We start from the raw sequence: 16,827 nt of genomic DNA, 5'->3' as shown, positions 1-16,827 counted from the left end.
AACATTCGACCCCTAGTTTCGGACCAATCGCGGCAGGTTCGACCGCCACCGGTCGGGCTGCACTGCCGCTGTCCACGAAAGGGTTCCACGGATGATCCGATCCAGCACCGCCCTCCGAGCACTGGCTCTCGCCGGCGCAGCCTCCGTGCTGCTCGCTGCCTGTTCGACGGCATCTCCCTCTGACGACGCCTCGTCGTCGTCGTCGGCCAAGGCCGATCCCGCCGCCAAGTGCGAGGTCGGGACGCCCAGCACCGATCCCTTCGCGATCGGCACCATGCTGCCGCTGACCGGAACCCTGGCCTACCTCGGCCCGCCCGCCATCGCGGGCGCCAACCTGGCCATCAGCGACATCAACGCCGCCGGCGGCGTGCTCGACCAGCCGGCCGAGATCTCGACCAGCACCGACTCGGGCGACAGCAACGACATGACCGTGTCGAGCAACGCCGCGACGCAGCTGATCGACGCCAAGGTGCCCGTCGTGCTCGGTGCCGAGTCGTCGAGCGTCACGCTCAACGTGGTCGACCAGCTCACCAGCAACTGCATCATCGAGATCTCGCCCGCCAACACGGCGAGCTCGCTCAGTGGCTACTCGTCCTACTACTACCGCACCGCTCCGCCGGACTCGGTGCAGGGCTCGGCGCTCGGCCAGCAGATCACGGCCGACGGCAACGCCAACGTCGCGTTCCTCGTCTTCAACGACACCTACGGCACGGGTCTGCGCGACTCGACGCAGAAGTCGATCGAGAGCTCGGGCGGCACCGTCGTGTACGGCGGCACCGGCAAGGGCGAAGAGTTCCCTCCCGGTCAGACCACCTTCTCGTCCGAGGTGTCGGCGGCCATCGCCGCCGAGCCCGACGCGATCGTCATCCTGGCCTTCGACGAGACCAAGTCGATCGTGCCCGAGCTGAAGAGCCAGGGCTGGGACATGAGCAAGGTCTACATGTCCGACGGCAACACGGCCGACTACAGCGCCGACTTCGAGCCCGGCACCCTCGCGGGCGCCAAGGGCACGATCCCTGGTGCCGACGCGAGCGCCGACTTCAAGTCGAAGCTCGTGGCCGGCTACAAGGCGAGCGAGGGCGGCGACCTGGCCGACTTCTCGTACGCGGCCGAGTCGTACGACGCCGTCATCCTGACCGCTCTCGCGGCACAGGCCGGTGGCGGCACCGACGCCGGGACGATCCAGGCCAACATGGCCGCGGTCTCCGGAGCGGACGGCGGCACCGAGTGCACGACGTACGCGGACTGCAAGACCGCGCTCGACGCCGGTGACGACATCCACTACACCGGCCCCTCGGGCATCGGAGCGTTCAACGACAACAACGACCCGTCGTCCGCCTCGATCGGCGTCTACACGTTCGACGACGACAACAAGCCCGTCTACCAGACCGGCATCGAGGGCAAGGTCGAATAACGGCACCTCGCACCACCCGGGGCCCGGCACGAGTCATCGTGCCGGGCCCTTCGGCGTGCCGGGGAGGTGCCGTGTCGGGTCTCGGCCCCGGCCCCGGCCCAGCACCTGTCCGCCCCGCCCCACACCTCGTCACACCGCGTTTCGTGCACCGCACCGCGTCGAGACGGGGTGCGGTGCACGAAACGCGGTGTGCACGACGGCACGTCCCGGCGCCAAGGCCCTTCTGCGTGCCAGGGAGGCGCGGAGGCGGGCCGCAGGACGGTCGCGACGTCCGCGCCCACCGGGGCCGCGCCTCCTCGTCCCCTGGCCCCACCGGGCGTGGCGTCGCACTCCCTCCGCACCGCGTTTCGTGCACTGCACCGCGTCGAGACCGGGTGCGCTGCACGAAACGCGGCGCGCAGCACCCGCGTCCCCGACGCCGGCGCCCGACGCCAGCGCCCGGCGCCAGACGCCGGCGCCCGGCGCCCGGCCCCCGGCGCCGGACGCACGCACGAGGCCCCGACCACGCCAGGGCGTGATCGGGGCCTCAAGGCACCACCGGGGGCGTCAGGACGCGTCGACGTCCTTCGCCAGGGTGCCGAGGTAGAGCTCGATGACCTTGGGGTCGTCGGCCAGCTCGCGGCCGGTGCCCGAGTAGGCGTTGCGGCCCTGGTCGAGGACGTAGCCGCGGTCACAGATCTGCAGGCAGCGGCGGGCGTTCTGTTCGACCATGATCACCGAGACGCCGGCCTTGTTGATGCGGCGGGTGCGGATGAACGTCTCGTCCTGGCGCACGGGCGACAGGCCGGCGGACGGCTCGTCGAGCAGCAGCACCTTCGGGTCCATCATCAGGGCCCTGGCCATGGCGACGGACTGCCGTTCACCGCCCGAGAGCGAGCCGGCACGCTGGCCGCGACGGTCGGCGAGCACCGGGAACAGGTCGTAGATGACCTCGAGGCGTTCGGCGAACTTCTTGGGCCGCAGGAACATGCCCATCTGCAGGTTCTCCTCGATGGTGAGCGAGGGGAACACGTTGTTGGTCTGCGGGACGAAGCCGACGCCCGCCTCGACCAGCTTGTTGGCCTTGAGGTTCGTGATGTCGGTGCCACCGAGCGTGACCGATCCCGAGTGGATCTTGACCTGGCCGAAGAGCGCCTTGAGAAGCGTCGACTTGCCGGCGCCGTTCGGGCCGATGATGCCGATCAGTTCGCCGGGGTAGCAGACGAGGTCGCACCCGTTGAGGATGTTGACGCCGGGCAGGTAGCCCGCGACGAGGTCCGTCGCGTTCATCACCGGCTCGACGCCCGCGAACTTCTCGGTGCCCGGGTGCTTGGCCGCGGTGGTGGCGCCCGCGCCGTCCTGTGCCGTGCTCATCGCTTGTCTCCGCTCTGCCGTCCGTCGGACAGCTGGTCGTCGGCCGCGTTCGTGGCCTGCGGGGTCGAGGGGTCGGGGTCGCCGGGCAGGTCGCGTCCGGCGACGCCGCCCGTCGACGAGGAGGCGCTGGTCGCCTCGGCCGCGCGGGCCGCGTCCTCGCGTGCCACCTCTTCTTCGAGTTGTTCGAGCGTGGCGTCGTCGAGCAGCGAGTCGTCGCCCAGGTCGGTGTCGTGGTGCGCGCCCAGGTAGGCGTCGATGACGGCCTGGTCGTCCATGACCGTGTCGGCCGGGCCCTCGGCCACGATGCGTCCCTCGGCCATGACGATCACCCAGTCCGAGATGTGGCGGACCATGTGCATGTCGTGCTCGACGAAGAGCACCGTGGTGCCGTCGTCGCGCAGGCTCTGGATGTGCCCCAGCAGCGACTGCGTCAGCGCCGGGTTCACGCCGGCCATCGGCTCGTCGAGCATGATCATGGCCGGGTCGCTCATCAGGGCACGGGCCATCTCGAGCAGCTTGCGCTGGCCGCCCGAGAGGCTGCCGGCGAAGTCGTCCTTCTTCTCGAGCAGCTTGAACCGGGCGAGGAGGTCCTCGGCCTTGGCCTCGATCTCGCGCTCGCGCTTGCGCCAGAGCGGCGCGACGATCGCGACGAAGAAGTTCTCCCCGGGCTGGTCCTTCGCGCCCAGCAGCATGTTCTGCATGACCGTGAGCCGCGAGAGCGCCTTGGTGAGCTGGAACGTGCGCACCATGCCCGAGCGGGCGACCTTGGCGGCGCCGACGTTGCCCATGGCCTTGCCCTCGAACACCCACTTCGCGACGCCCGGGCCGCTGCGCTTGAACGCCGTGGGGGCGGACGAGGCCTTGTCGAAGCCGGTCAGCAGGTTGAAGAAGGTCGTCTTGCCGGCGCCGTTGGGGCCGATCAGTGCCGTGATGGCACCGCGCTGCACCTCGACGTGGCCGACGTCGACGGCGGTCATGCCGCCGAAGCGTCGGACGACGTTGTCGACCGTGAGGATCGGGTCGGGCTTGGCCGACCCGGGGGTCCGCTCGACCGTGGTGAGCTTCGAACGCAGGACGCTGCGGTCGTAGTCGTAGCCCTCGCGGCGGGGCAGCGTGCTGCCGCTCGGGGCCGGTCCGTTGGTGGTGCTCGAGGTGTCAGACACTGAACGCCAACTCCTTCTTCTTTCCGAGGATGCCCTGTGGCCTGAAGATGATCAGCAGCATGAGGGCGATGCCGACGAGGATGTACGAGAACTGCTCGGCCTGCTGGCCGTTCATGATGCTCGACGGGATGAAGTCGCCGGCGAGGGTGCGCACCAGCAGGCGGGTGACGAAGAACAGGATCGCTCCGAGCACCGGGCCGAAGACGGTGGCGGCACCACCGAGCAGCAGGGCCGTCCAGATGAAGAAGGTCATCGACCGTCCCATGCTGTCGGGCTGCACCGAGCTCGGCAGCACGTAGATGATGCCGGCGAGCGACCCCATCAGCGCACCGAGCACGAGCGCCTGCATCTTGTACGAGTAGACGTTCTTGCCGAGGCTGCGCACGGCGTCCTCGTCCTCACGGATGCCCTTGAGCACACGGCCCCACGGGCTGCGGCTGAGCAGGAAGACCAGGAGGCTGAGGAGGGCGACGATGCTCCAGCCGGCGATGCGGATCCACCAGCCGTTGACGCCGTTGTTCTCGTAGGTGAACCACAGGATCGTCGTCTGGCCGTCGGGCAGCGGCGAGAGGGCGGTGAAGGCCTCGCGGTACGAGGCCCCGGGGATGCCGTTCGAGCCACCCGTCGTGGTCGTCAGGATGCTCGACCGTCCCACGTACCGGATGATCTCGGCCGAACAGATGGTGACGATGGCCAGGTAGTCGCCCCTCAGCTTCAGCGTCGGCACGCCGAGGATGAGCGCGAAGACCAACGAGCAGAGCAGGGCGATGATGACGGCGAGGCCGAGGGGCAGGCCGTTGCTGATCGAGATGGCGAAACCGTAGGCACCGAGCAGCAGGAACGCCGCCTGGCCCATGTTGATCAGGCCGGTGAAGCCGAAGTGGATGTTCAGGCCGATCGCCGCGATGGCGAAGGCGGCCGTCGTGGGCGCGAGGGCCTCGGCGCTCAGCGCCCGCAGGAGTTCGATGAAGTACATGGTCGTGTCCCCTTAGCCCACTCGTTCTTTTCGCCCGAAGATGCCCTGTGGTCTGAACACGAGGATCAGGATCAGGATCAGCAGCGCCGTCGCGTACTTGAAGTCGCCGGGCAGCCAGATGTTGGTCAGCTCGACGATGATGCCGATGATCAGCGAACCGACCAGGGCCCCGAAGGCCGTGCCGAGGCCGCCCAGGGTGACGGCGGCGAAGATCAGCAGCAGGATCTGCAGGCCGGTCATCCAGTTGACGCCGTTGAGCACGAGGCCGAGCATGACGCCCGAGAGGCCGGCCAGGCCGGCGGCCAGCGTCCAGACCAGGCGGATGATGCGGTCGACGTCGATGCCCGAGGCCGCGGCGAGGGCCGGGTTGTCCGACACGGCGCGGGTGGCGCGGCCGGTGCGGGTCTTCAGCAGGAACAGTCCCGTGCCGACCAGCACGACCACCGAGATCGCCATGGCGACGTACGACTGGACGGTCAGGGTCACGCCGAGGAAGTCGACGGTGGTCGGGTTGTCGCGGTCGATGCGCACGGTGCCGGCGCCGTAGAAGTACTGGAATGCGTACTGCAGGGCGATCGAGAGGCCGATGGTCACGATCATCAGCTGGGTGAGGCTGAGCCGGCGCTTCCGCAGCGGTTTCCAGATCGCGAGGTCCTGCAGGTAGCCCGTCGCCGCACAGATCACCGTGCTGAGCACCGCGGCCAGGATCAGCGGCACCCCGATCGAGGTGAACGAGTAGGCCAGCAGACCGCCGAGGGTCACCTGCTCGCCGTGCGAGAAGCTGCTGAGGCCCGTCGTGCCGTAGATCAGCGACAGGCCGATGGCGGCGAGGGCGAGCAGCAGGCCGAGCCGGATGCCCGAGGCGAACTGCTGCGCGAAGCGGTCCCAGTTGAAGCTCGACGCGGTCGCGGCGCCGCTCGTGGCGCCTTCCTCGGCGGTGAGGGCGAACAGGGCGCTCGCCGTGGCGCCGAGGTTCACGGTCACGGTGCGCTCGGCGTTGTCGGCGTTCACCAGGAACTGGCCGTCGGGCAGGGTGTCCTGGTCGACCGTCACGGTGTAACTGCCGGCCTCGGTCACCGCGATGCTCCACCGACCGGTGTCGTCGGTGGTCGCGGTCTGCTCGTCGCCGGTCGCGTTCGTCGCGATCACGTCGACGCCCGAGGCGGGCTCCCGCTCGCTGTCGTTGATCGTTCCCTGGATGCAGCCGGTCGTCGCGTCGGTGGTGCAGGCGGCGGCCGCGGCGTGGGCGGCCGTCGGGGCGAAGGCCCCCATGAAGGTCGCCAGGAGTCCGAGCAGTACGGCGGAGGCCGTCACGATCAGGGACTGCCGCAGCCGTGGCCGCGACGCGATGGTCGTCGAGAGTCTCACAAAACCTCCTGGTGGGAAGCGCCCCGTCGAGATTCGGGCGGTCTCGTTCTGCTCCCGGGGCGTCGTCGTCGCTGACAGTAACTCCGCTGTGTGTCGAGCATGTTTCAGGTGCGCGACGGAGTGGAGTCGGTACAGAATCCCCCATGTCGAGCGAGAATCACGAATCTTCCGTGTGTCGGATCGGTAACGGTGCCGTTCCGTTGCGTCCCGGGGGGCCGCGCGCGCCTCCTCGGCGATGCGGCGGGTGCGCCGCCGAGAGGAATGCAGGAGGCGCGGGCTGGGTTAATATCGACTACCGGGCTCGACGGCGATCCGGTGCCAACCCACCCACCCTCATCTCGCTCCTTCGAAGGGGACTCATGGACCAGCCGGACCCGTTCGGATTCATCGGACTCACCTACGACGACGTCATGCTGCTTCCGGGCCGCACCGACGTCATCCCGAGCGAGACCGACACCTCGTCGCAGCTCACCAAGCGCATCCGGGTCGCGGTGCCGCTGCTCTCGGCCGCGATGGACACCGTGACCGAGTCGCGCATGGCCATCGCCATGGCGCGCCAGGGCGGCATCGGAATCATCCACCGCAACCTCTCGATCGCCGACCAGGCCGCGCACGTCGACAAGGTCAAGCGCAGCGAGTCGGGCATGATCACCAACCCCGTCACGACGACGCCCGACGCCACGGTGGCCGAGGTCGACGCGCTCTGCGGGCAGTTCCGCGTCTCGGGCCTGCCGGTCGTCGAGGGCGACGGCACACTGGTCGGCATCATCACCAACCGCGACATGCGATTCGTCTCGCCGTTCGAGATGTCGACGACGCTCGTCCGCGACGTCATGACGAAGGCGCCGCTGATCACCGCGCCCGAGGGCGTCGACCCCGACTCGGCGATCGCCATCTTCGCGCAGCACAAGATCGAGAAGCTGCCCCTGGTCGACGAGGCCGGGCACCTGCGCGGCCTCATCACCGTCAAGGACTTCGACAAGAGCGAGAAGTACCCCGACGCCACGAAGGACGACGAGGGCCGCCTGCGGGTCGGCGCCGCGATCGGCTTCTTCGGCGACGCGTGGGAGCGCGCCAGCGCCCTGCGTGACGCGGGGGTCGACGTGCTCGTGGTCGACACCGCCAACGGCGAGAGCTCGGGCGAGCTCGACATGATCCGTCGCATCAAGGCCGACCCGAGCTTCGCGCACATCGACGTCATCGGCGGCAACGTGGCCACGCGCAGCGGCGCCCAGGCGCTGATCGAGGCCGGCGCCGACGCCATCAAGGTCGGCGTGGGCCCGGGCTCCATCTGCACCACCCGCGTCGTCGCGGGCGTCGGCGTGCCCCAGGTCACGGCCGTCTACGAGGCGTCCCTCGCCGCTCGCGAGGCCGGCGTCCCGGTCATCGCCGACGGCGGGCTGCAGTACTCGGGCGACATCGCCAAGGCCCTGGTGGCCGGCGCCGACACGGTCATGCTCGGTTCGCTGCTCGCCGGCTGCGACGAGAGCCCGGGCGACCTGGTCTTCGTCAACGGCAAGCAGTTCAAGAACTACCGCGGCATGGGCTCGCTGGGTGCGATGCAGACGCGCGGCAAGAACACGTCGTACTCGAAGGACCGCTACTTCCAGGCCGATGTGCCGAGCGACGACAAGCTCATCCCCGAGGGCGTCGAGGGTCAGGTGCCCTACCGCGGCGCGCTCAACAACGTCGTCTACCAGCTCAGCGGTGGTCTCCGTCAGTCGATGTTCTACGTCGGGGGCCGCACCGTGGCCGAGCTCAAGGCGAACGGCAAGTTCGTCCGGATCACCGCCGCCGGCCTGAAGGAGAGCCACCCCCACGACCTGCAGATGGTCGTCGAGGCCCCCAACTACCGCCGGTGATGTCGCCGGGCCGGGGGCGCGACCCCCGGCTCCGGTAGGGTGGCACGGTGACTGAGGTAGAGATCGGCGTCTCCAAGCGAGCCCGCCGCGCGTACGCGTTCGACGACATCGCCATCGTTCCGAGCCGGCGTACGCGCGACCCGCGCGACGTCTCGGTCGGGTGGTCGATCGACGCGTTCCAGTTCGAGTCGCCGGTCATCGCCGCGCCCATGGACTCGGTGGTCAGTCCGGCCACGGCCATCCGCATCGGCCAGCTCGGCGGCCTCGGCGTCCTCGACCTCGAGGGCGTCTGGACGCGGTACGACGACCCCGAGCAGGTGCTGGCCGAGATCCGCGAGCTCTCCGACGACGACTCGGTCGCCCGCATGCAAGAGATCTACAGCGAGCCGATCAAGCCCGAGCTCGTCCGCGACCGCCTCGCCGAGATCCGCGCCGCCGGGGTCACCGTCGCCGGCGCCCTCAGCCCGCAGCGCACCCAAGACCTGTACCAGACGGTCGTCGACGCCGGCGTCGACCTCTTCGTCATCCGGGGCACGACGGTCAGCGCCGAGCACGTCGCGAAGAACAGCGAGCCGCTGAACCTCAAGAAGTTCATCTACGAGCTCGACGTCCCCGTCATCGTCGGTGGCGCCTCGACCTACACCGCCGCCCTGCACCTGATGCGCACCGGTGCCGCCGGCGTCCTCGTCGGGTTCGGGGGCGGCGCAGCCAGCACGACCCGCGCCTCCTTGGGCATCCACGCTCCCATGGCGAGCGCCGTGGCCGACGTGGCGGGCGCGCGCCGCGACTACCTCGACGAGTCGGGCGGGCGCTACGTGCACGTCATCGCCGACGGGGGCCTGGGCACCTCGGGCGACCTGGTCAAGGCCATCGCCTGCGGCGCGGACGCCGTCATGCTGGGCGCCGCGCTGGCCCGGGCCGACGACGTGCCCGGCGGTGGCTACCACTGGGGCGCCGAGGCGCACCACCCCGAACTGCCCCGCGGCCGACGCATGCACGTGGGCACCATCGGCTCGCTCGAGAAGATCCTCTACGGTCCCGCCACGACGGTCGACGGCACGTCGAACATCATGGGCGCGCTGCGTCGTTCGATGGCGACCACCGGCTACAGCGACCTGAAGGAGTTCCAGCGCGTCGAGGTGGTTGTGGCCCCCTACCAGCCTCACTAGCGTTTGATGGGGTGGTCCGGTCGAGAGACCGGGCCGACCGAATCCAACGATGGAGGCTCGCATGGCCAAGTCCGCGTCCGTTTCGCTCTCCACGAAGCTCGGCCCCGACGAACGGGCCGCAGCCGTCGAGGCGTTGAAGACGAAAGAACTCGACATCCTCGTGATCGGGGGTGGCATCGTCGGTGCGGGTTCCGCGCTCGATGCCGTGACCCGTGGGTTGAGCGTCGGCATCGTCGAGGCCCGTGACTGGGGCTCCGGCACGTCGAGTCGCTCGTCGAAGCTCGTGCACGGTGGCATCCGCTACCTCGAGCAACTGAACTTCCGTCTCGTGCGCGAGGCACTGATCGAGCGTGGCCTGCTGCTGCAACGCCTGGCACCGCACCTGGTGAAGCCCGTGCGGTTCCTCTACCCGCTCAGCAAGCCGGTCTACGAGCGGTTCTACATCGGTGCCGGAATGGCGCTCTACGACATCTTCAGCTGGACCGGTGGTCGCCCGCCCGGCGTCCCCCACCACCGTCACCTCACCAAGACGCAGGTGCTCCGCGCCATCCCGAGCCTGTCGAAGGACGCGGTCGTCGGCGGCCTCACCTACTACGACGCCCAGGTCGACGACGCCCGGTACGTCTCGTCGCTGGTGCGCACCGCGTCGAGCTACGGCGCCCACGCGGCGAGCCGCATCCGGGTCGAGGGCTTCGTCAAGGTGGGCGAGCGGGTCGTCGGCGTGAAGGCGCACGACTACCAGACCGGCCAGCACTTCGAGATCCGCGCCAAGCAGGTCGTCAACGCGACCGGCGTCTGGACGGACGACACGCAGGCCATGGTCGGCGAGCGGGGACAGTTCAAGGTGCGGGCGTCGAAGGGCGTGCACCTCGTGGTGCCGCGCGACCGCATCCACTCCGACATGGGCATGATCTTCCGCACCGAGAAGAGCGTCCTGTTCGTCATCCCGTGGGGCCGCCACTGGCTCGTGGGCACGACCGACACCGACTGGGACCTCGACAAGGCCCACCCCGCGGCCACGGCGGCCGACATCGACTACATCCTCGAGCACGTCAACAAGGTCATGGCCGTGCCGCTCACCCGGGCCGACGTCGAGGGCGTCTACGCCGGTCTGCGGCCGCTGCTGGCGGGCGAGTCCGACCAGACGTCGAAGCTCTCGCGTGAGCACATCGTCGCCCACACCGTGCCGGGCCTCGTCGTCGTGGCCGGCGGCAAGTGGACGACCTACCGGGTCATGGCCGAGGACGCCATCGACGAGGCCGTCGCGGCCCTCGACGGACGCATCCCGTCGAGCACCACCATGGAGATCCCGTTGATCGGCGCCGAGGGGTACCACGCGGCGTGGAACAAGCGCGGCAAGATCGCGAAGGCGTTCGGCGTCCACAAGGTGCGCATCGAGCACCTGCTCAACCGGTACGGCACCACGACCGACGAGATCCTCGACCTCATCCGCGACGACCCCTCGCTCGCCGAGCCCCTCCCGGGGGCCGACGACTACATCCGCGCCGAGGTCGTCTACGCCGCGAGCCACGAGAGCGCCCTGCACCTCGAGGACGTCCTCGCCCGCCGCACCCGCATCTCGATCGAGGCGTGGGACCGGGGCGAGTCCGCCGCTCCCGTCGCCGCCAAGCTGATGGCGGGCGTGCTCGGCTGGAGCGACGACGAGGCCGAGGCCGAGGTGGCGAACTACCTCAAGCGGGTCGCGGCCGAGCGGGCGAGCCAGCTCGAGCCCGACGACGAGTCGGCCGACCGCGTCCGCCTCGAGGCGCCCGACATCACCTTCGGCTTCGACGAGGACGACATGGTCGTCGCCGGTGCCGACCAAGGAGGCGCGCCCAAGCCGGGCGAGGAGGTCACCGAGCCCGCGGGCACGCCGGGTGACGACACCTCGGCGGGCAGCCCGGGCGGTCGCCAGGGCTGATGCCCGGTCGCTCGCGCGACCACCTGCAGGAGGCGCGGTGCCCGTTCGTCGGGCACCGCGCCTCCCGCGGTTCCTCCGTCCGCGGACGCGGGAACACCTGTGGAGGGTGACGGGTTGTCCCCACCGTGAGCAGCCCGGCTGCCGCGGCCGAACCCGCCGCTAGGCTGAGACGACTGCCCCCGAGTCCACTGGAGACGAACCATGGTTGACGTGCGTCGAGTCAAGCTCCCCGGCGTGGGTGTGCTGCACACCTTCATCACCGACGACGGCGGCAAATGCGGTGTCATCACGCACCGCTCGGGTCACAGCGACCTCATCACGTTCAGCGACGACGTCGACGGCGACCACGTCAAGAAGGTCTCGCTGCGCCTCAGCGAGGACGAGGCGCACACGCTCGCCGAACTGCTCGGCGGCACGCGCATCACCGAGTCGCTCTCGGCCCTCGACCAGATCCCCGGCCTCAGCATCGACTGGTTCACGGTCGACTACGACGACCACATCGCCGGTCAGCCGCTCGGCGACCTCGGCGCCAAGGGCGTCGTCGGCCTGACCGTCGTTGCGGTCGTCCGGGGCGACGCGGCCAACCCGGCGCCGTCGGGCGACTTCAAGGTGTTCCCCGGTGACACGCTCGTCGTGGCCGGTTCACCCGAGAAGGTCGCCAAGGCGTTCTCGTTCTACCGCACGGGCGAGCTCAAGCACCGCTCGCCGGTCGACGCCCCGCCCGGGGGCTAGGCCGATGCACCTGGGTGAAGAGCTGATCGTCCTCGGCATCCTGCTGCTGATCGCGTACGTGCTCGGCCGCGCCGGCAAGCTGATCGGCCTGCCGTCGATCCCGATCTACATGATCGTCGGCCTGCTCGCCAGCACGAACACGGGGTGGTTCCCGCTCAGCTTCGAGTCCGACAACATCGAGTTGATCGCCATCTTCGGGTTGATCCTGTTGCTGTTCAACCTCGGCCTCGAGTTCGACCAAGACGAATTCTTCTCGAACGCGGGGCGGCTCATCGTCTCGGGCGGCAGCTACATCGCCATCAACATGGGCGTCGGGCTGATCTTCGGCTTCATGCTCGGGTGGGGCACGCGCGAGGCGCTGATCATCGCGGGCATGACGGCGACGTCCTCGAGTGCGATCGTCACCAAGCTGCTGATCGAGTTGAACCGCCTGGCGAACCGCGAGACGCCGATGATCCTCGGCGTCACGGTCGTCGAAGACATCTTCATCGCCATCTATCTCGCGATCGTGTCCGTCGTGCTCAGCGGCGAGACCGACCCCGGGCCGGTGATCCTGAAGCTCGGCATCGCCTTCGCGTTCCTCGTCGTGATGTTCGGCGTGGCCCGATGGGGTGGTCGCGTCGTCTCCCGGCTCATGCGCACACGTGACGACGAACTCTTCACCGTGCTGTTCTTCGGACTGGCCGTGCTCTTCGCCGGCCTCGGCGAGGTGCTCGGGGTGACCGACGCGATCGGCGCGTTCCTCATCGGCCTGATCATCGGGGCCACGAAGTTCCGCAACCGGGTCGAGCAGTTCGCCCTGCCCATGCGCGACGTCTTCGGGGCGTTCTTCTTCCTGAACTTCGGCCTCGGGCTCAACCCGGCCCTGTTCCCGAGCGTGCTCGGCCCCGTGGCCATCGCCGTGGGCATGACCGTGCTGCTCAACGTGGGTGCCGGGCAGTTCGTCGCGTGGCTCAACAAGCTGGGGCCGCAGGCGGGCATCAACACCACGGTCATCCTGGTCAACCGGGGCGAGTTCGCGTTGATCCTGGCGACCTTGTCCGCGGGTGCGGGTCTCGACGAGCGGTTGCAGCCCTTCGCCGGTCTGTACGTGCTGATCATGGCGGTGCTCGGGCCGGTCCTCGCCTCGAACAGCGAGCGCATCGGCTCGGTGCTGTTGCGGTCGCGCAAGAAGGCCGAGCGTGCCGAGGCCGAGGCCCGTCGTCTCGAACGCGAGGCGCGCAGCGGTGACGAGATCGCCCTGATGGAGGCCGCCCTCGCCGGTGACGACCTGGACCAGGCCGAGGTCACCGAGGACGACGACGAGCGCGAGACCGAGCGGGTCCGGGCCGGTGCGGCGCGGGCCGCCGCAGGCCGGGTCGACACCACGCGACACGGGGCCGACGGTGATGCCGACGCCGACGACGACCTGGACGACCTCGACGCGATGGACGCCGACGAGGCCCGCATCTGGGCCGAGCAGGCGGGCCAACAGAGCGACCAGCGGGCCACGCGCCGACGCGACCCCGAGTACTGAACCGCTCGCCGTCGTCCCAGCGGGTTCGTGGGCGACGCGAGGTACGATCGCCTCCGTGACCCAGACCGAGCAGCGCCCCGCCCTCCTCGGCGTCGACGGCGAACCGCTGCCCGCGACCATGTGGCACGTCGCCCGTCGACCCCGCTGGATCGCCCTGCTCGGCCTCGCCCTCGTCGTGGCGGCGATCTTCGCCTGGCTCGGGCACTGGCAGATCGAGCGCAGCGTCGAGAGCGTGCAGGTCGTCAACCCCGAGACCGAGACCAGCAAGGTGCTGTCGTCGGTCGCGACCCCGCAGACGCCCTTCGCCGATTCGCTCGGTGCCCAGCGCGTGTCCGTCACCGGTGAGTTCGACCCGGACGGCTTCGCCGTCATCGGTGACCGCGTCAACGGTGGCGAGACCGGCTACTGGCTGATCGGCCGTTTCGTCGACGACGCCAACGGCGCCTCGCTGCCCGTGGGGCTCGGCTGGTCCGCGACCCGCGAGGGTGCCGAGGCCGCCGAGCCGTCCGTGGCCGCGACCTCGACCGTCACGGTCGAGGGCCGTTACTTCCCGTCCGAGTCGCCGACCGAGAGCGACTTCGAGAGCGGTGCGCAGACCGTCGTGTCCGTGGCCGCCCTGATCAACGAGTGGCCCGGCTTCGACGGCCAGGTCTACGGCGGCTACGTCGTCTCCGACTCCGCACCCGCGTCGCTGAGCGAGATCGACTCCGCGCCTCCGGCGTCCGACGTGCAGTTCAACTGGCTCAACGTCTTCTACGCGATCGAATGGGTCGTCTTCGCCGGCTTCGCCGTCTTCCTCTGGTTTCGGCTCGTCCGCGACGCGTTCGAGCGCGAGCACGAAGAAGCCGAGGAGGCGCGGGCCGAGGCGGACGCGCGCGGCGCGACCCAGCCGACCCGCGCCTCCTGACCCCGCGCGTCCCGACCTGTCGACGTCGACAGGTGCCGTCCTGGCGCAGGGGCGGGCGCGGCTAGAATCGTCCCCATGCCTCTGAAGCCCCGGCAACGCGACATCCCGAAGATTCCGGGTGCCGTCAGGTTCTACAAGATCTCGGCGTACGTCACCGGCGTGATGCTGCTGCTGCTCATCTTCGAGATGCTGTTCAAGTACACGCCCCTGCAGCTCGAGATGCAGCTCGGCGGTCAGGGCGGGTTCCTCGTGCCGGTCGACTCGACCACGGGCTTCAACCTGTCGACCGCGATCCTCATCGCGCACGGTTGGCTCTACGTCGTCTACCTCTTCGCCGACTTCCGTCTCTGGAGCCTGATGCGGTGGCCGTTCTCGCGGTTCTTCCTCATCGCGCTCGGCGGCGTCGTGCCCCTGCTCTCGTTCTTCGTCGAGAGCCACATGACCAAGCTCGCGACGCGGCAGTACGAAGCCCTGACCGCCGAGACCACCCCCACGACCGAGGGAGCCCCCGCGTGACCGACGCACCCGAGACCGCCGAGGCGTCGGCGACGACCGCCGCCACGGCCCCCGCACCGGCCGACCGCGCGCCCGAGACCGCGCAGAGCCCCGTGCTCGTCGTCGACTTCGGCGCCCAGTACGCGCAGCTGATCGCCCGGCGCGTGCGTGAGGCCAACGTCTACAGCGAGATCGTTCCCCACACGATCACCGCGGCCGAGATCGCCGAGAAGAACCCCGTGGGCATCGTGCTCAGCGGTGGTCCGTCGAGCGTCTACGAAGAAGGCGCGCCGAGCATCGACGCGGGCATCTTCGACCTCGACATCCCCGTGCTGGGCATCTGCTACGGCTTCCAGGCCATGGCCAAGGCGCTCGGCGGCGAGGTCTCGCAGACCGGCCAGCGTGAGTACGGCGCCACCGACGTCACGCTCGCCGAGGGCGACAGCACGCTGTTGTCGGGCCAGCCGGCCTCGCAGACGACGTGGATGAGCCACGGCGACTCGGTGTCGAAGGCCCCCGAGGGCTTCGACGTGCTGGCCTCGAGCGCCTCGACCCCCGTCGCCGCGTTCTCGAGCGACGCCCGCAAGCTCTACGGCGTCCAGTGGCACCCCGAGGTCAAGCACTCGTCGTACGGGCAGGCCGTGCTCGAGAACTTCCTGCACCGCGCCGCCGGCATCCCCGCCGACTGGAACAGCGGCAACGTCATCGCCGAGCAGGTCTCCCGCATCCGCGAGCAGGTCGGTGACTCTCGCGTCATCTGCGGCCTCTCGGGCGGGGTCGACTCGGCCGTCGCGGCCGCCATCGTGCACGAGGCCGTCGGCGACCAGCTGATCTGCGTCTTCGTCGACCACGGTCTGCTGCGCGCCGACGAGCGCCGTCAGGTCGAAGAGGACTACGTCGCCTCGACCGGTGTGCGACTCGTCACGATCGACGCCGAGCAGCAGTTCCTCGACGCCCTCGCCGGGGTGACCGACCCCGAGCAGAAGCGCAAGATCATCGGCCGCGAGTTCATCCGCAGCTTCGAGGCCGCCGCCGAGGCGCTGGTGCTCGAGGCCGCGGCCGAGGGCGACTCGGCCGTGAAGTTCCTCGTGCAGGGCACCCTCTACCCCGACGTCGTCGAGAGCGGTGGCGGTACGGGCACGGCGAACATCAAGAGCCACCACAACGTGGGCGGCCTGCCCGAAGACCTGCAGTTCGAGCTCGTCGAGCCGCTCCGCACCCTCTTCAAGGACGAGGTGCGGGCGATCGGGCGCGAGCTCGGTCTGCCCGAGGTCATCGTCGGGCGTCAGCCGTTCCCCGGCCCGGGTCTCGGCATCCGCATCGTGGGCGAGGTGACGCACGAGCGACTCGAGTTGCTGCGTGCGGCCGACGCGATCGCGCGGGCCGAGCTGACCGCGGCCGGCCTGGACGACGAGATCTGGCAGTGCCCCGTGGTGCTGCTCGCCGACGTCCGCTCGGTGGGTGTGCAGGGCGACGGTCGTACGTACGGTCACCCGATCGTGCTGCGTCCGGTGTCGTCCGAAGACGCCATGACGGCCGACTGGACGCGTCTGCCCTACGACGTGCTGGCCCGCATCTCGAACCGCATCACGAACGAGGTGGACGGCGTCAACCGCGTCGTGCTCGACGTCACCTCCAAGCCCCCGGGAACGATCGAATGGGAATGACCGGGCTGTTTTCGATGCGAAGCATCGAGCCCGGTCATTCCGGGGGAGCCTGCGACCCCGGTGCCCACCAGTAGCCGCGAACGCGAAGTGAGGGAGACCTCTCGCGAAGCGCAGTGACGCGAAACCCCCTCCGGCAGACACCTGCCCGAGGGGGTTTCGTCGTCTCCGCGGGATGTCGTCGTTCCTGGATCTCGGCGTGGTCTCGGGCCAGGGCACGAACGAGCGGGCAGAACGTGCTCTTCATCTGCCCACGAGCAGCACCTTCTGCCCCCTCGGCCATCGAC

At 69.5% G+C, this 16,827-nt stretch carries 13 protein-coding genes; 9 read left to right on the top strand and 4 right to left on the bottom strand.

Annotation, left to right across the window (positions count from 1 at the left end):
- Positions 1 to 91: 91 nt before the first annotated feature.
- Complete coding sequence (locus tag IFT79_RS03885) at positions 92 to 1,414, top strand: ABC transporter substrate-binding protein (protein ID WP_056043452.1); 1,323 nt, start codon at positions 92 to 94, stop codon at positions 1,412 to 1,414.
- 546 nt (positions 1,415 to 1,960) lie between these two features.
- Here the strand turns inward: IFT79_RS03885 and IFT79_RS03880 are convergent.
- From IFT79_RS03880 to IFT79_RS03865, 4 genes are all read right to left on the bottom strand, one after another.
- Positions 1,961 to 2,683 carry an ABC transporter ATP-binding protein gene (locus tag IFT79_RS03880; RefSeq protein ID WP_043595993.1) on the bottom strand — a complete coding sequence of 241 codons (723 nt, stop codon included), beginning with the start codon at positions 2,681 to 2,683 and terminating at the stop codon, positions 1,961 to 1,963.
- Between the two features lie 80 nt (positions 2,684 to 2,763).
- Positions 2,764 to 3,879 (bottom strand): ABC transporter ATP-binding protein, encoded by a 1,116-nt coding sequence (locus IFT79_RS03875; protein WP_199859475.1) that lies wholly within the window; start codon positions 3,877 to 3,879, stop codon positions 2,764 to 2,766.
- Positions 3,880 to 3,922: 43 nt separating this feature from the next.
- Entirely contained in the window at positions 3,923 to 4,906 is a 984-nt protein-coding gene (locus IFT79_RS03870) for a branched-chain amino acid ABC transporter permease (protein WP_056043448.1), read from the bottom strand.
- A gap of 12 nt (positions 4,907 to 4,918) precedes the next feature.
- Positions 4,919 to 6,274 carry a branched-chain amino acid ABC transporter permease gene (locus tag IFT79_RS03865; RefSeq protein WP_233568456.1) on the bottom strand — a complete coding sequence of 452 codons (1,356 nt, stop codon included), beginning with the start codon at positions 6,272 to 6,274 and terminating at the stop codon, positions 4,919 to 4,921.
- Positions 6,275 to 6,633: 359 nt separating this feature from the next.
- On the opposite strand from IFT79_RS03865, the gene guaB reads away from it, so the two are divergent.
- The 8 genes from guaB (at position 6,634) to guaA (ending at position 16,543) form a co-directional block, all read left to right on the top strand.
- Positions 6,634 to 8,136, top strand: coding sequence for an IMP dehydrogenase (gene guaB / locus IFT79_RS03860; RefSeq protein ID WP_123571262.1), 1,503 nt, complete (start codon positions 6,634 to 6,636; stop codon positions 8,134 to 8,136).
- 47 nt (positions 8,137 to 8,183) lie between these two features.
- Entirely contained in the window at positions 8,184 to 9,305 is a 1,122-nt protein-coding gene (locus IFT79_RS03855) for a GuaB3 family IMP dehydrogenase-related protein (RefSeq protein ID WP_056043439.1), read from the top strand.
- Between the two features lie 61 nt (positions 9,306 to 9,366).
- Positions 9,367 to 11,226, top strand: a complete 1,860-nt coding sequence (locus IFT79_RS03850) for a glycerol-3-phosphate dehydrogenase/oxidase (RefSeq protein ID WP_192122948.1) — start codon at positions 9,367 to 9,369, stop codon at positions 11,224 to 11,226.
- 201 nt (positions 11,227 to 11,427) lie between these two features.
- Complete coding sequence (locus tag IFT79_RS03845) at positions 11,428 to 11,958, top strand: cation:proton antiporter regulatory subunit (RefSeq protein ID WP_043595745.1); 531 nt, start codon at positions 11,428 to 11,430, stop codon at positions 11,956 to 11,958.
- A 4-nt stretch (positions 11,959 to 11,962) separates the two neighbouring features.
- A complete protein-coding gene (locus tag IFT79_RS03840; protein ID WP_056043436.1) occupies positions 11,963 to 13,474 on the top strand; it encodes a cation:proton antiporter in 1,512 nt (503 codons plus the stop codon).
- Between the two features lie 55 nt (positions 13,475 to 13,529).
- Positions 13,530 to 14,381, top strand: coding sequence for an SURF1 family cytochrome oxidase biogenesis protein (locus IFT79_RS03835; RefSeq protein WP_192122947.1), 852 nt, complete (start codon positions 13,530 to 13,532; stop codon positions 14,379 to 14,381).
- A gap of 75 nt (positions 14,382 to 14,456) precedes the next feature.
- Positions 14,457 to 14,897 (top strand): DUF3817 domain-containing protein, encoded by a 441-nt coding sequence (locus IFT79_RS03830; RefSeq protein WP_043595742.1) that lies wholly within the window; start codon positions 14,457 to 14,459, stop codon positions 14,895 to 14,897.
- 92 nt (positions 14,898 to 14,989) lie between these two features.
- Positions 14,990 to 16,543, top strand: a complete 1,554-nt coding sequence (gene guaA / locus IFT79_RS03825) for a glutamine-hydrolyzing GMP synthase (protein WP_342211774.1) — start codon at positions 14,990 to 14,992, stop codon at positions 16,541 to 16,543.
- Positions 16,544 to 16,827 lie beyond the last annotated feature (284 nt).

It is taken from the genome of Frigoribacterium sp. CFBP 8759, from assembly GCF_014841655.1.
Lineage (GTDB): Bacteria > Actinomycetota > Actinomycetes > Actinomycetales > Microbacteriaceae > Frigoribacterium.
This window is presented reverse-complemented; position numbering and strand designations above follow the sequence as displayed.

Bases quoted from the DNA above. Each gene is read 5' to 3' on its own strand.
- IFT79_RS03885 (WP_056043452.1), top strand. From the start codon at position 92: ATGATCCGATCCAGCACCGCCCTCCGAGCACTGGCTCTCGCCGGCGCA.
- IFT79_RS03880 (WP_043595993.1), bottom strand. From the start codon at position 2,683: ATGAACGCGACGGACCTCGTCGCGGGCTACCTGCCCGGCGTCAACATC.
- IFT79_RS03870 (WP_056043448.1), bottom strand. From the start codon at position 4,906: ATGTACTTCATCGAACTCCTGCGGGCGCTGAGCGCCGAGGCCCTCGCG.
- guaB (WP_123571262.1), top strand. From the start codon at position 6,634: ATGGACCAGCCGGACCCGTTCGGATTCATCGGACTCACCTACGACGAC.
- IFT79_RS03850 (WP_192122948.1), top strand. From the start codon at position 9,367: ATGGCCAAGTCCGCGTCCGTTTCGCTCTCCACGAAGCTCGGCCCCGAC.
- IFT79_RS03845 (WP_043595745.1), top strand. From the start codon at position 11,428: ATGGTTGACGTGCGTCGAGTCAAGCTCCCCGGCGTGGGTGTGCTGCAC.
- IFT79_RS03840 (WP_056043436.1), top strand. From the start codon at position 11,963: ATGCACCTGGGTGAAGAGCTGATCGTCCTCGGCATCCTGCTGCTGATC.
- IFT79_RS03830 (WP_043595742.1), top strand. From the start codon at position 14,457: ATGCCTCTGAAGCCCCGGCAACGCGACATCCCGAAGATTCCGGGTGCC.